This is a genomic window from Cupriavidus sp. SIMBA_020 (assembly GCF_046535395.1).
In the GTDB taxonomy this organism is placed as follows: Bacteria; Pseudomonadota; Gammaproteobacteria; order Burkholderiales; family Burkholderiaceae; genus Cupriavidus; species Cupriavidus campinensis.
In genome coordinates, this window is record NZ_JAWRWU010000027.1 from 1 (window position 1) to 12,829 (window position 12,829).

At 65.7% G+C, this 12,829-nt stretch carries 14 protein-coding genes; 8 read left to right on the forward strand and 6 right to left on the reverse strand.

Translation table 11 applies throughout. From position 1 onward, the window contains the following. The 4 genes from SB751_RS27790 to SB751_RS27805 all read left to right on the forward strand — a co-directional run. Positions 1–401, forward strand: a 401-nt coding sequence (locus SB751_RS27790) for a M35 family metallo-endopeptidase (RefSeq protein ID WP_410748779.1), incomplete at its 5' end; no start/stop codon positions are given. Positions 402–413: 12 nt separating this feature from the next. After that, positions 414–854 (forward strand): hypothetical protein, encoded by a 441-nt coding sequence (locus SB751_RS27795; protein WP_410748780.1) that lies wholly within the window; start codon positions 414–416, stop codon positions 852–854. A 110-nt stretch (positions 855–964) separates the two neighbouring features. Next, positions 965–1,405, forward strand: a complete 441-nt coding sequence (locus tag SB751_RS27800) for a hypothetical protein (protein ID WP_250025447.1) — start codon at positions 965–967, stop codon at positions 1,403–1,405. Between the two features lie 348 nt (positions 1,406–1,753). Continuing rightward, a complete protein-coding gene (locus SB751_RS27805; protein ID WP_211944313.1) occupies positions 1,754–2,191 on the forward strand; it encodes a hypothetical protein in 438 nt (145 codons plus the stop codon). Positions 2,192–2,323: 132 nt separating this feature from the next. On the opposite strand, the gene SB751_RS27810 is transcribed toward SB751_RS27805, so the two are convergent. Beyond that, positions 2,324–3,805 (reverse strand): alpha/beta hydrolase, encoded by a 1,482-nt coding sequence (locus SB751_RS27810; protein WP_410748781.1) that lies wholly within the window; start codon positions 3,803–3,805, stop codon positions 2,324–2,326. A gap of 231 nt (positions 3,806–4,036) precedes the next feature. Between SB751_RS27810 and SB751_RS27815 the strand changes: the two genes are divergently transcribed. Continuing rightward, positions 4,037–5,575 (forward strand): catalase, encoded by a 1,539-nt coding sequence (locus tag SB751_RS27815; RefSeq protein ID WP_144203533.1) that lies wholly within the window; start codon positions 4,037–4,039, stop codon positions 5,573–5,575. A 69-nt stretch (positions 5,576–5,644) separates the two neighbouring features. On the opposite strand, the gene SB751_RS27820 is transcribed toward SB751_RS27815, so the two are convergent. Both SB751_RS27820 and SB751_RS27825 read right to left on the reverse strand, forming a co-directional pair. Continuing rightward, the gene (locus SB751_RS27820) at positions 5,645–6,313 is read right to left on the reverse strand and encodes a DUF2459 domain-containing protein (protein ID WP_244845147.1); all 669 of its coding nucleotides are present in this window, start codon (positions 6,311–6,313) and stop codon (positions 5,645–5,647) included. Continuing rightward, positions 6,310–6,903, reverse strand: a complete 594-nt coding sequence (locus tag SB751_RS27825; RefSeq protein ID WP_144203535.1) for a TetR/AcrR family transcriptional regulator — start codon at positions 6,901–6,903, stop codon at positions 6,310–6,312. Before SB751_RS27825 ends, SB751_RS27820 begins: the two co-directional genes overlap by 4 nt. 93 nt (positions 6,904–6,996) lie before the next feature. Between SB751_RS27825 and SB751_RS27830 the strand changes: the two genes are divergently transcribed. Then, positions 6,997–7,425, forward strand: coding sequence for a VOC family protein (locus SB751_RS27830; protein ID WP_313819266.1), 429 nt, complete (start codon positions 6,997–6,999; stop codon positions 7,423–7,425). Between the two features lie 16 nt (positions 7,426–7,441). Here SB751_RS27830 and chrA read toward each other — a convergent pair whose 3' ends face one another. The 3 genes from chrA to SB751_RS27845 are packed head-to-tail and all read right to left on the reverse strand — an operon-like array spanning position 7,442 to position 10,733. Next, positions 7,442–8,656: a chromate efflux transporter gene (gene chrA, locus SB751_RS27835; protein WP_144203539.1), complete on the reverse strand. Its 1,215-nt coding sequence runs from the start codon at positions 8,654–8,656 to the stop codon at positions 7,442–7,444. Then, entirely contained in the window at positions 8,653–10,047 is a 1,395-nt protein-coding gene (locus SB751_RS27840; protein ID WP_144203542.1) for an ATP-binding protein, read from the reverse strand. The genes chrA and SB751_RS27840 overlap by 4 nt, the downstream gene beginning before the upstream one ends. Then, positions 10,044–10,733, reverse strand: coding sequence for a response regulator (locus SB751_RS27845; protein WP_144203544.1), 690 nt, complete (start codon positions 10,731–10,733; stop codon positions 10,044–10,046). Before SB751_RS27845 ends, SB751_RS27840 begins: the two co-directional genes overlap by 4 nt. A 251-nt stretch (positions 10,734–10,984) precedes the next feature. On the opposite strand from SB751_RS27845, the gene SB751_RS27850 reads away from it, so the two are divergent. Then, positions 10,985–12,652, forward strand: coding sequence for a glycosyltransferase family 39 protein (locus SB751_RS27850; protein WP_244845160.1), 1,668 nt, complete (start codon positions 10,985–10,987; stop codon positions 12,650–12,652). 49 nt (positions 12,653–12,701) lie between these two features. Then, on the forward strand, positions 12,702–12,829 hold a 128-nt coding region (locus tag SB751_RS27855; RefSeq protein ID WP_410748782.1), incomplete at its 3' end, for an NAD-dependent epimerase/dehydratase family protein.

Here is a 12,829-nt window from a genome sequence, read left to right on the forward strand (position 1 = left end):
TGAACGCCTCGTTGTACTTCGCCATGAAAAACACCCCAAAGGTTGAACGGGTGTCCAACTTTTGGGGTGCAGTTCATGGCTGTGTGCCCGCCGCCGGGAAAGGCGATGAACCGGCGTGGGCGAGCGTCTGTAAGTCCGATAAGACGTTTGCGATATTCATTGGCACCACGTTTTGTTATTTGCATGAGGAAAAGAGGAATTATCAAGGAATAATCGAAAATGTCAGCAGTATGACCACGGTTTTTATTCATGAGGTTTCCCATTTTCCCGCTGCAATGGACACGGTAGATCGCTATTCTGGCATCAAGGCGGCCCGGCTGCTGGCGAAGCTCCGCAATAGATTCGTCATTGAAAATGCCGATAACATCGCTGCATATGTCGCCGACGTTCCGAACTGGTAATGGAGGGGGACGATGAAATCCTTGAGTCGCCTTACAGTTGCATTAATTCTCGCCGCCATAACGTTCAATGCCGGCGCCTGCCATATGCTCGAAGTGGAGCACACCGTGTACTTCGAAAATGGCGCTACAGCTGTGGGAGTCCACCAGATCAAGAAATTTGCCGAATGGCGAGTTGGCACCCGCAAGAAATTCTATTCTGGCTTCGATGTCTACCTTTTGGGATTCGAAGGGCGCGGCATTACCGGTGAAATGGCGAAGAAGCGGATCTCAGAGGTTCAGAGGCTGTTATTGAACTCCGGCCTGCCTCAGGATGCGCTGAAAGAGGTGGAAATACGGCCGTGGTATACCGCATCAATAACCGATGGGCCAGATGTGGTGCGTATCGACGCCCTTGCTCACTGCCCCAACTACTGTTGCAGCCTCGAACCAATCCCCGACAACGTCGTCCGCTGATTCAATCCAACACGACAAACAGAGCCATCTCCCGACGGCTCTTCGAGCGGTTCAGCCGAGAAAATCTGGTGGCCGTCGGCTATGTTCCCGCACGGCTCCGGAGACCACAAATGGAAACCCTGACGCGCCTCGCAGTGATCGCAACGTTCACGCTCACAAGCTTTGGTTCCCACACCTGCAGTCTGTCGGCAGCCACGCACGAAGTGAAGTTTCTTCCCGGTTCGACGACGCTATCGACCACGGAGGTCAAGCGGTTTGCGGATTGGCGGATCCAGACGCGAAAGTATTTTCCCTCGGGGTTCGACGCAATAATAATCGTCGCGTGGGAGGGCTATGGGGTTACCCGTAAAATGGCCGAAACGAGAGTGGAACACGTGCAGCGACTGCTGAAGAACTCGGGTATGCCGGATAGCGCGTTGGCTGAACCTCCGCAGATCCGCCACACGGACATGAGGGGAGCCGACGACCAAATGCTCCACACAGTCGAGATTGCTGTCGCGGCACGGTGCCCCAATTACTGCTGTCCAGCTTCCGACCATATCGCCAGATAATCCACGCTAGTTGACAAACAGAGCCGTCTCCCGACGGCTCTGTATGCAAGGCCGACAAGACGTTTACGATTTTTATCGGTGTCACATATTGCTACTTACCGATCGAAGCCATCCGCCATAGAGGTGTGGTGGAGCCAGACGACAGCATGGTCACGGTCTTTGTTCATGAAGTTTCTCATTTTCCCGCCGCGATGGATAGCGCGGATACCTATTCGAGTATCAAGATTTCCCGCCTACTATCAAAGTATCGAAATAAATTTCTATTTAATAATTCCGACAGCATTGCTGCATACATATCGAATGTCTCCGATTAACGGCATCGTAATCATGGTAAATATGAAAAAACTAATGGCAGCTTTCATCTTCGCTCTAACAAGCTTGAATGTCGCTGCCTGCATCGTCTATGAGAGGCAATATCGCGTTCACTTCGAACCGGGATCCGCAACGGTAACCGCGAAGGAGATCAAGCGATTCGCCGAATGGCGAATCGCAACCCGGAAGTATTTCTTCTCAGGTTTCGACGTGTACCTGACGGCTTGGGAAAGCGAGGATGGATCTCGTGAACTGCCAACGGCCAGGGTCGAACAGGTTCGCAATCTGCTGCTGAAATTCGGCCTCAGTGCCAATAATGTGAAGGACACGGAATTCCGGCCCATTTATGCGGCGTCCGTGCATTACGGTCCGGACCTGGTGCGGATCGATGTGGATGCGCGTTGTCCGAACTATTGCTGCCGCGACGAGAAATGCTGCCCTGCGTGGCGGGCTGCGGAGGAGGCTGCCAGGTAGACCCCGGTTCGCCCCCAGTTCGCCGCAATATCACCTGGATATTGCGGCGAACGGCATTGATAGCGGGGATCCTTGCCGCCAAAAGCAGAGCCGCCTCAAAGACGGCTCTGTTAATCCTTCGTTCTCCCAAACCTACGGCAAACAAGGCGCCGCTGCCGCCGCCCCCTGCCGCAGGGCCGTGTTGGATGCCGAGTCGTCCGCCCCCAGCGTGTTGTCGGTGAACTTGCAGCCGTAGTTGGCGTTGGCCACTACTGATGGTGTCAGCACGTCGTCGCCGGCGGGTGGGGTGCCGGTTTGCTCCCAGGCCACCATGTCGTCAAACGCGCGGACCTGCTCGGCCACGGTGAAATCACAGTGGCTGATGCCCCGGATCGCGCGCTGTACCAGCCATTTCGCCGTGCCGTTGGCGTCTGCGCGGCGCTTGTAGATCTGCTCCATGCTGAAGGGCACGTACATGTCGCCCAGCGTGTGCAGCGTCAGCACCGGCACGCTGATCTGCGCGGCGGTCTTCGGAATCCAGCGCAGGCCGTCGCGGCGCAGCCGGTTGGCGTCGGCCACCGGCTTCACGCGGAAGATCGACGTGTTGATGGCCTGCTCCTCGGGCGTCAGCGCGGCATCGTCATCGAGCTGGAAGGTCAGGCCGGTAGTGTCCACCACGTTCTGCGTCAGCACGCCGTTGACCGTACCGTCCTGGCCGAAGGTGCTCCAGACCGCGTCCTGCAGGCCCTTGGAGGCGGGGCTGCCGCTGAAGCCGATGGCGAACATCGGCCGCTCGCCGCCGGTCAGGTTCTTGACGATCTGGCGCAGTTTCTCGCCCTGGCCCGTGTTGGTGACGGGGTAGGTGGTGAACAGCGCCGCCTGTACCGACGACACGATCTGCGCCCAGTTGCTCACGGGCCAGGACGTGGCCGGCACGTTGGCCAGCAGTTGGGCGGCGGTCTGGTAGCCGCCGAAGTAGTTGAACAGTTCGGTGTCGCCTACCACGCCGCACATCGGCACCGCCCCGTGGTACGTGACCTTGTGGTTGGCCGTGGCGATGGTCTCGGCTTCCACGGCCGCCGCGCTGACATGGCCGCCCATCGAATGGCCGATGATGTACACGCGCGTCGGTGCGGCCAGCGTGCGGCCGTTCTGTTTGGCGATGTCGACGAAGGCCAGCGCGAGCGCGTTCGTGTCTTCCACGCCTGCCCGCACGTCATAGTAATTCGTTGAATAACTCGATGCAGCCCAGGCATAGCCGGCTTCCAGCAGGTGACGGCGGATGCTCGGTGGATTGACGTCGAGCGCGTTGCCAGTGCCGGCGTAGCCATGCGCATACATCACGAGCTTGCCGTTCCAGGTGGCGGGCACCTCGACCATGTAGCCGGCCTTGCCGAGCACGCCGGACCAGCGGTCGGCGGCGGGCGCACCCGCCATGGGCGTGAGCTTCTGCGTGATGGCGGCGGTATCGATGGTGAACGTGCGGCTGTCCTGCGGCCGCGCATCCTCGGGCTGCACCGTGGGCGGTGGGGTGACGACGACGGGCGGGGCGGGCGGATCGTCGTCCCCGCCGCATCCCGCGAGGAGGAGGCCGGCCACGACGAACAGGGCTGCCTGCGAAACAGCTCGATGCATGATGTCTCCTTGGAATTCGTTTTTATTCGATAAGTGAAGCCGCGTCACTGTAGCGCCGGCACGCGTGCCAACCAACATCTCAAACGGGTGTAAGAAATGGTGCGGCGCATCGATTGATGCAATGCATCAGGGTCATTGAGCATCACAATTGGCGCGGTGGCAGGCGGGCCACCTAAGATGGCGCGGCGCCCCCTCACTTGCCTGACTCAGGCATTTCCGAGGACCCACAAAATGGCTCGATTCAGACGTTTCGCACTCAGACCCGTCGCTTACGGCCTTGCTGCCCTGTTTTCCCTCTCCGCCGGTGCCCAAACCATGACGCGCGACAACGGCGCGCCCATCGGCGACAACCAGAACTCCCAGACCGCCGGACCGAACGGTCCGACGCTGCTGCAGGACGTCCACCTGATCGAGAAGCTCCAGCGCTTCCATCGGGAGCGGATTCCCGAGCGCGTGGTGCACGCACGCGGCACCGCAGCACAGGGAGAATTTGTCTCGGAAGGAGACTTTTCCGATCTGACCACCGCCAAGGTGTTTGCCGGCGCCGGCAAACGCACGCCGGTGACGGTGCGGTTCTCCACGGTGATCCACGGCAAGGGATCGCCCGAGACCGTGCGCGATCCGCGCGGCTTCGCCACCAAGTTCTACACGGACGAAGGCAACTGGGACCTCGTGGGCAACCACACGCCCATCTTCTTTATCCGTGACGCGATCAAGTTCCCGGACATGGTTCACTCGCTGAAGCCGTCGCCGGTGACCAACCTGCAAGACCCGAACCGCTTCTTCGACTTCTTCAGCAGCGTGCCGGAGAGCACCCACATGCTGACGCAGCTGTATTCGGATCTCGGCATCCCGGCGTCGTACCGGATGATGCAGGGCAACAGCGTGCACGCCTACAAGCTGATCAACGCCAAGGGCGAGGTGCACTACGCCAAGTTCCAGTGGCGTCCGCGCCAGGGCGAGAAATATCTCACCCGGGCAGAGGCCGCGAAGATCCAGGGCGCCGATTTCAACAACCTCACCAGCGACCTGTTCGGGGCCATCCAGCGTGGTGATTTCCCGAAATGGGACTTCTACGTGCAGCTGATGAAGCCCGAGGATCTCGGCAAATATCGATTCGACCCGCTCGACTCGACCAAGGTCTGGCCCGACGTGCCGTTCCGCAAGCTCGGCACCATGACGCTGAACACCGTGCCGGAGAACTTCTTCGAGACCTCGGAGATGTCGGCCTTCGCGCCGTCGAACCTCGTGCCGGGCATCGAGCCGTCCGAAGACCGCATGCTGCAGGGCCGTCTGTTCTCGTACTACGACGCGCAGACGTACCGGCTTGGCGCCAACAAGCAGAAGCTGCCGGTCAACCTGCCGCGTGTGCCGGTACGCAACTACAACAGCGACGGGCACGGCGACATCGGCGGCACGAAGGGTGACATCAACTACCAGCCGTCGCGGATGGCAGGAGCGTACTCCGACAACCCGCACTATCGCTTTGCGCGCACGCCGCTGGCCGGCACGACCCAGCAGGCGCCGATCGCCCGCACGGATAACTTCACGCAGGCCGGCGACTACTATCGCAAGTTGTCCAAATCGGGGCAGGAGAACCTGATCGGCAACCTGGCGGCCGACCTTGGCGTGGTGAAGCATGCGGAAGTGAAACAGATCATGCTGAGCCACTTCTACAAGGCCGATGCCGACTATGGCCAACGGCTGACCAAGGCGGTCAGCGGCGATCTTGCCGATGTGCAACGGCGTGCCGCGCTGCTGAAGGACTAATGGTGTGACGCCACGCCGGTAGGAGTACGGCGGCGGCCCGATCATGCGGCGACCTGCAACCTAGCTGTCTCAGGGCGCCGCCGGTGTCGCCGCCGCCGCCGCCGCCGCAATCTCCCGCACCTGCCGCATGACCCCATCGGCAAACAACACCGGCCCGCGCACCGGCACGCCCGCCGTGCGCAACGCGTGCGCGGTCCATGTATTGCAGGTGTAGAAGCCCGCGTAGGTGGCCGTGGCCGCGAAATACAACCCGCCTTCATAGGGACCATCGCCGAGCCCGATGGGTTTGCCCGACGCGTCCGTCTGCACCGCATCCCCAAGAAACTGGCGCAATTGCGAGATGCCGGCTTCGTCGAGCGAGAGCCGCACCACGTTCCCGGCGCCGAACGCCGCCGCCGGGGTATCACGCAGGATTGTCAGCAGGATGGCGCCTTCTCCGGGCAACAGCGCCGAGATCAGTGTCATCGGGCCGCGCTCGCGGCTGAGCAGGAATTGACGATCACCAAATCCGAAACAAAGAAAACGCGAGCCCGCGTAGCCAGCGGTGAGCCGCAGCAGGCGCGCATCGGCATCCTCGGTGCGGATGCAGATCTCGGTGTGCCAGTCGCCCTCCACCACATCGATGGTAGTCACGGGCGTGACCGGGGCGGCGGCTGGCGTGGCGGCTGGTGTGGCAAAGCAGCCCGCCAGCGTGGCGGCCATGGCGCTGCCGACGAGCCACCGCCACGTGCGCTTCACGATGGCGCCACCGTGCGTTCGATCATGCCGATCATCGCCGCGCGGAATGCGTCGGCGTCTGCACCGGACGCGATGGCCAGCGCGGTGCGGTCGAAGGCCGCCGAGAGCAGGGCGGCCAGCGCATCGACCGGCGTGCCGTTGGGCAGCCCGTGGCCGACGGCCATCGCCAGACCTTCACGCAGCGTGCGGCCCGCGTGGGCGGCATCGAGCGCGAACATGGCTTCGGTGCCGAGTACCGCCGGGCCGTCGATCAGCAGCAGGCGGGTGCGGCCCGGCACCGTCATGGCGGCCAGATAGGCTTCGCTGCCGGCGATCAATGCCGCGCGCACCGGCAGTGCATCCGGCGCGGCCTGCTCGATTTCCCCGGCCACGGCGCGCGCCTCGTCCTCCAGGATCGCGCGGAACAGGTCCTGCTTGTCCGCGAAATGGTGATAGAGCGCCCCGCGCGTGATGTCGGCCGCTGCCGCAATCTCGGGCGTGGAAGTGGCGGCATAGCCCTTTTCAACAAACAGCTTGCGTGCGGCAGACAGCAGGGCAGTGCGCGTCGCTTCGGTCCGTTCCTGGTTCGAACGGGTCTTTTTACTTTGCATACATACAGCCTGTATGTTATAAATTCAGGAAAGATACAGGCTGTATGTTATGCGATCCGCGCCCGGACCGGCGCGCCACAACGGAGACGTGCGATGAAAACAACGAGTTACTACCCGGTGATCATGACCGCCAACGTGGCGGAGACGGTGGCGTTCTACACGCAGCACGTGGATTTCCGGCCGCTGTTCGAGAGCGACTGGTACGTGCACCTGCAGTCCAACGCCGACGCGCGCACCAACCTCGCCATTCTCGACTGCACGCATGAGACGATTCCCGCTCCGGCGCGCGGCCAGCAGGCGGCCGGGCTGCTGCTCAACTTCGAAGTGGAGGATGTGGACGCGGTGCACGCGCGCATGCAGGCGGCGGGGTTGCCGATCCTGCTGCCGTTGCGCGACGAAGCCTTCGGCCAGCGCCATTTCATCACCGTCGACCCCAGCGGCGTGATGCTGGACATCATCCAGCCGATTCCGCCGAGCCCCGAGTTCGCGGCTTTATACGATGCCAGCGCGCTGCCGGGCTGACGCCTCGGTTGACACCTCAGCCGCCAAGTACCCAGCCGGCCGCCGCGCAGGCCAGCACCACGCCCCACGGCGGCAGGCGCCAGGCGGCCAGGGCCACCAGCGCCAGCAGCGCGAGCGCGAAATCCGCCGGGGCGTGGATCGCGCTGGTCCAGACCGGCGCGTACAGCGCCGCCACCAGCAGGCCGACCACGGCGGCGTTCACCCCGGCCAGCGCCGCCTGCGCGCCGGCGTTGCGGCGCAGCCGCTCCCAGAACGGCAGCGCGCCAAAGACCAGCAGGAACGATGGCGCGAAGATCGCCACGAGGCAGAGCATGCCGCCGGCCCAGCCCGAAGGCGCCGCGCGCATCGCGCCGCCCAGGAAGGCGGCGAACGTGAACAGCGGCCCGGGCACGGCCTGCGCGGCGCCGTAGCCGGCCAGAAAGGTGTCGCCATCGACCCAGCCCGTGGGCACCACGGCCGCCTGGAGCAGCGGCAGCACCACGTGCCCGCCGCCGAACACCAGCGCACCGGCCCGGTAGAAGGCGTCGACCAGCGCCAGCGGCTGACTCGGAAACATCCGATGCGCCAGCGGCAGCGCCACCAGCAGCACAACGAACGCCAGCAGGAAGCCCGCGCCGGCGCGTTGGCCGATGGGCACCGCCAGCGCCGCATGCGGCTGCGCCTGCGCGGGCCGGAACCAGCGCGCGCCGGCCAGGCCCGCCGCCAGCATCACGGCCACCTGGCACCACGGCGATGGCACGACGATGACCGCCGTCGCCGCCAGCGCCATCACGCTCAGGCGCGGCGCATCGGGGCAGAGCGAACGCGCCATGCCCCACACCGCCTGCGCCACCACGGCCACCGCCGCCACCTTCAGGCCATGCAGCAGACCGTCCGGCACGTGGTTGCCCGTGGCCGACAGCCCCAGCGCCAGCACGATCAGCGCGATGGCCGAAGGCATGGTGAAGCCGAGCCACGCCGCCAGCGCGCCCCGGTAGCCGGCCCGGGTGAGCCCGATCACCATGCCAACCTGGCTGCTGGCCGGCCCGGGCAGGAACTGGCAGAGCGCGACGATATCGGAATAAGCCTGCTCGCTGAACCAGCGCCGCCGCGTGACGAAGGCCTCGCGGAAATAGCCAAGATGCGCCACCGGGCCGCCGAACGACGTCAGCCCCAGCCGCAGGAAGATCAGGAATACCGCCCAGGCGTTGCCGCGGTCGTCAGTGTGGTCGAGGTCTGGTACGGCGCTCATGGCGAGTGGGGGGACGGTGTCTGGCCCGTTGCAGGGCGGATGGTGGCGATCAGCCCGGTGTGGCCGCTGCTGGCGAGGTTATCGAAGGTTAATGACAGGCCGTGCAGCGTGGCCACGCGCCGGGCGATGGAGATGCCCAGCCCGTTGCCCTGCTCACGCTGCCCGGCGCCCCGGAAGAAGCGGTCGCCCAGGCGTGGCAGCAGGCCGGGCGCCACGCCGGGGCCGTGGTCGGACACCGTGATCGCATCCGGGGCGAAGGCCAGCGTCACCAGCGTGCCGGCGGGGCTGTAGCGCAGGGCGTTGTCCATCAGGTTGCGGAGCATGATGCCGAGCAGCGCCGGATCGCCGCGCACCGGCAGGGGCGGGTCGATGGCCGCCGGCCACGTCACCTCCATGTCCACCTGGCGGCGCTCGGACAGCGTCAGGCAATCGGACAGCACCTGCTGGACGATCTCATGCCAGTCCACCGCCGCGCGCACCGGCGGCGCGTCTTCGTCCTCGAGCCGGCTCATGGTCAGCAGTTGGGACACCAGATGGCTCAACCGGTCGATGCCAGCCTCCACGTTCGCGGAGGCCTGCGCGCGTTCGGCGGGATCGTTCGACTGGCGCGCCACGTCCCACTGCGCCTTGAGCGCGGCCAGCGGAGTGCGCATCTCGTGGGCGGCATCGGCGGTGAGCTGGCGCTCGTGCTCGATCAACGCCGAGACGCGATGGAGCAGGGTGTTCATCGCGCCGACCAGCGGCACCAGTTCCGGCGGCACGTTGGCCAGTTCCAGCGGCGCCGGGTCACCGGGCGCGCGCGCGGCAATGGCGGCGGAGAGCGCGCGCAGCGGCCGCAGCGTCACGCGCACGGCCCACACCACCAGCGCCATCAGCAGCGGCACGCCCAGCATCCACGGCAGCACCTGGGCCTGGAGGTAGGACACCACCAGTTCCTCGCGCTCGGCCTGGATCTGTCCCACGCAGACCCGCCAGCCTTCCACCGGATCGTCCAGGTAATAGAGCCGCCACGGCACGCCGTCGATGGCGATGTTGGTGAAGCCCTTCACGTGTGGCGCGCGGGGCAGGCGGTCGCCGTCCGGGTCGATATGCAACGGTTCGCCGCCGGGCCGCCACGCGGCGATGGCGAGATCGCCCAGCCCCGCGTCGCCCATGTCGCCCAGGTCGGCATCGCCGGGCAGGGGGCCGTTCTGGGGCGGCGGCTGCGGCACGGCGCCAACGTTGATCAGCGGCAGCATGGCCTGCATCTGCTGCGCCATGCGCACCATGGCGGTGTCGTACAGCTCGTTGATTTCCTCCTGCGTGCTGAGGTAGATCAGCACGCTGGTAAGGCTCCAGGCGATGGCCACCCCCAACAGCACGGCCAGGATCAGGCGCCGCTGCAAGGTCATGCGTCGTCTCCGGGGCTGGCGATGGCTTCCGGGGTGCCGAGCGTGTAGCCCGCGCCGCGCAGCGTGCGGACGATGCCGGGGTGGATCTTGCGGCGCAGATGGTGGATGTGCACCTCTAACGTGTTGCTCTCCGCGCCCTGTTCCCAGGCGTAGAGCTTCTCGCGCAGGAATTCGCGCGTCAGCACGCGGCTCGGGTGCGCCAGGAGCAGTTCGAGCAGCATGGCTTCGCGCGCGGTGAGGTCGACGGGCTGGCCTTTCCAGGTGGCCTGCCGGGCGGCCGGCTGGTAGGTCAGCGCGCCGTGGTGCCACACCGGCTCGGGCATGCCGGCGCTGCGGCGCGTCACGGCGCGCAGCCGGGCGGCCAGTTCGTCGAGATCGACGGGCTTGATCAGGTAGTCGTCGGCGCCGGCATCGAGGCCGCCGATGCGGCTGGAGATGGCGTCGCGCGCGGTCAGCATCAGCACCGGCGTCTGGCGCCCCTGCTGGCGCCAGCGCGCGAGCAGGGCCACGCCGTCGTCGTCGGGCAGGCCGAGGTCGAGCACCACGGCGTCGTATTGCATATCGGCGATCGCGCGATCCGCCTCCGCGCCCGTGGCGAACCAGTCCACGGCATGCCCCTTGAGCTTCAGCCCGCGCTGCAGGCCGTCGCCGAGCATGGGGTCGTCTTCAACGATAAGGATTCTCATCTTGGGTGCGAAAAAGGGCGCATACGGCACGGTGGACGGCGTGAAGCGTAGCACCGCGCGCGCGGCGCCGCACGCTTAATGTGGGATTAAGGTTGCTCTCCTAACCTGCGCGCTCGTCTCACCCGGTCCCCCCCGCGCGCATGCCGCTACCGCAGTCTCATCCGCCGTCGCCCTCCCTGTCCACTCCGCAGCCTGCCGTGACGCCGGCCCGTCCGCTGGAGGGCTGGCACGTGGGCGCCTGGTCGCCGGCCATGGCCTGGGCCGCTGCGTTCATCGCCGTGGCGCTGCTGGTCTGGTTCGGCACGCTCGGCATGCGCCACCTGCTGGGGCCGGACGAAGGCCGCTACGGCGAGATCTCGCGCGAGATGCTGGCCACCGGCGACTGGGTCACCATCCGCTACAACGCGCTGAAGTACTTCGAGAAGCCGCCGTTCCACATGTGGGTCACGGCGCTGACGTACGCGCTGTGGGGCGTGGGGGAATGGCAGGCGCGGCTTTGCGTGGCGCTGGCCGGGCTGGCCGGCATCGTCATGTCGATGCTGGCTACGTGGCGCTGGTTCGGCGCCCGCGCGGCGGCCTTCGCGGGGCTGGCCCTGCTGGCGGCGCCGATGTGGAGCGTGGCGGCACATTTCAACACCCTCGACATGACGCTGGCCGGCGTCATGGCCTGCGTGCTCGCCTGCATGCTGCTGGCGCAGCATCCCGCCGCCTCCGCCAGCGCGCGGCGGGGCTGGATGCTCGGCTGCTGGGTGGCGATGGGCGTGGCTGTGCTGACCAAGGGGCTGGTGGGCGTGGCGCTGCCGGGCCTGGTCCTCGTCATTTATATAGGCATCACACGCGACTGGCGGCTGTGGCGTCGGCTGCACCTGGCCTCCGGCATGGTGGTGCTACTGGCGGTGACGGTGCCCTGGTTCTGGCTGGTGTCGGCGCGGAACCCGGAATTCCTGCATTTCTTCTTTATCCACGAACACTGGCAGCGCTACACCTCTGGCGTCCACGCGCGGCCGGGGCCGATCTGGTACTTCGTGCCACTGGTGGTGGGCGGCTTCCTGCCGTGGGTGGGACTGTTCCCGCGCCTGTGGCGCGCCATCGGCACGCCGCCGGTCGATGAGCCGGATGATGTGGCGGAGCGCTTTCGCCCGGCGTTGCTGGCCGGCATCTGGGCCATCGCCATTTTCGTGTTCTTCAGCCTCTCGCATTCAAAGCTGCCCGGCTACATCGTGCCGGTAATTCCGGCGATGGGCATCCTGGCCGGCGTGGCGCTGGACCGCCTCGATGTGCGCGCCTGGCGGCGCCAGCTCGGCGGCATGGCCATCGTGGCCGCGTGCGGCCTGCTGGCCAGCCCGGTGGTGGCCACGCTCAATGCCAACCATACGCCCAACGCGTTCTATCGCGCCTATGCCATCTGGGCGGCGGCGGCGTTCGTGGTGATGCTGCTGGGCATTGCCGCCGCGCGCTGGCTGCTGCGGCGCGGCGTGCTGCCCAGCGTGGCGGTGTACGCGCTCGGCATGTACCTCGGCTTCACGGCGGCCCTGGTCGGCCATGAGACCGTGGGCGGCCCGGCGTCCGGCGCGGACATCGCCCCGCTGGTGCAGCAGAAGCTCACGCCGGGCATGCCGTTCTATGGCGTGAAGATGCTCGACCACACCCTGCCGTTCTACGTGCGGCACCCGCTCATCATGGTGGCGGAGGCAGACGAACTGTCCTTCGGCACCGAGGTGGAGCCGAACCGCTGGCTGCCCGATATGGCCACCTTCGCCAAAGTCTGGCGCAACGGCCAGCCCGCCATGGCCGTGATGTCGCCCGAGACCTATCTGGCGCTGTCGCCCACGCTGCCGCTGTACGTGGTGGCGCGCGACTGGCGCCGGGTGGTGGTGACCAACGTGCCCGGCCCGGCGCCGACCCTGGCCTCGCGCTGAGCGCTGAGCGGCTTTCCCATTTGTCTTTCTGTTCCTGTCTGATTCCTACATGCATCCCAAGCGAGTCCTGATTCTTGGTGTCAACGGCTTCATCGGCCATCACCTCACGCGCCGCATCCTGGAGACCACCGACTGGGAGGTCTACGGCATGGACATGGCCTCCGACCGCCTCGGCGA

What these genes read in the sequence shown, in the direction of transcription:
- SB751_RS27795 (WP_410748780.1), top strand. Translation starts at nt 414, where the DNA reads ATGAAATCCTTGAGTCGCCTTACAGTTGCATTAATTCTCGCCGCCATA.
- SB751_RS27800 (WP_250025447.1), top strand. Translation starts at nt 965, where the DNA reads ATGGAAACCCTGACGCGCCTCGCAGTGATCGCAACGTTCACGCTCACA.
- SB751_RS27805 (WP_211944313.1), top strand. Translation starts at nt 1,754, where the DNA reads ATGGCAGCTTTCATCTTCGCTCTAACAAGCTTGAATGTCGCTGCCTGC.
- SB751_RS27810 (WP_410748781.1), bottom strand. Translation starts at nt 3,805, where the DNA reads ATGCATCGAGCTGTTTCGCAGGCAGCCCTGTTCGTCGTGGCCGGCCTC.
- SB751_RS27815 (WP_144203533.1), top strand. Translation starts at nt 4,037, where the DNA reads ATGGCTCGATTCAGACGTTTCGCACTCAGACCCGTCGCTTACGGCCTT.
- SB751_RS27825 (WP_144203535.1), bottom strand. Translation starts at nt 6,903, where the DNA reads ATGCAAAGTAAAAAGACCCGTTCGAACCAGGAACGGACCGAAGCGACG.
- SB751_RS27830 (WP_313819266.1), top strand. Translation starts at nt 6,997, where the DNA reads ATGAAAACAACGAGTTACTACCCGGTGATCATGACCGCCAACGTGGCG.
- chrA (WP_144203539.1), bottom strand. Translation starts at nt 8,656, where the DNA reads ATGAGCGCCGTACCAGACCTCGACCACACTGACGACCGCGGCAACGCC.
- SB751_RS27840 (WP_144203542.1), bottom strand. Translation starts at nt 10,047, where the DNA reads ATGACCTTGCAGCGGCGCCTGATCCTGGCCGTGCTGTTGGGGGTGGCC.
- SB751_RS27845 (WP_144203544.1), bottom strand. Translation starts at nt 10,733, where the DNA reads ATGAGAATCCTTATCGTTGAAGACGACCCCATGCTCGGCGACGGCCTG.
- SB751_RS27850 (WP_244845160.1), top strand. Translation starts at nt 10,985, where the DNA reads ATGGCCTGGGCCGCTGCGTTCATCGCCGTGGCGCTGCTGGTCTGGTTC.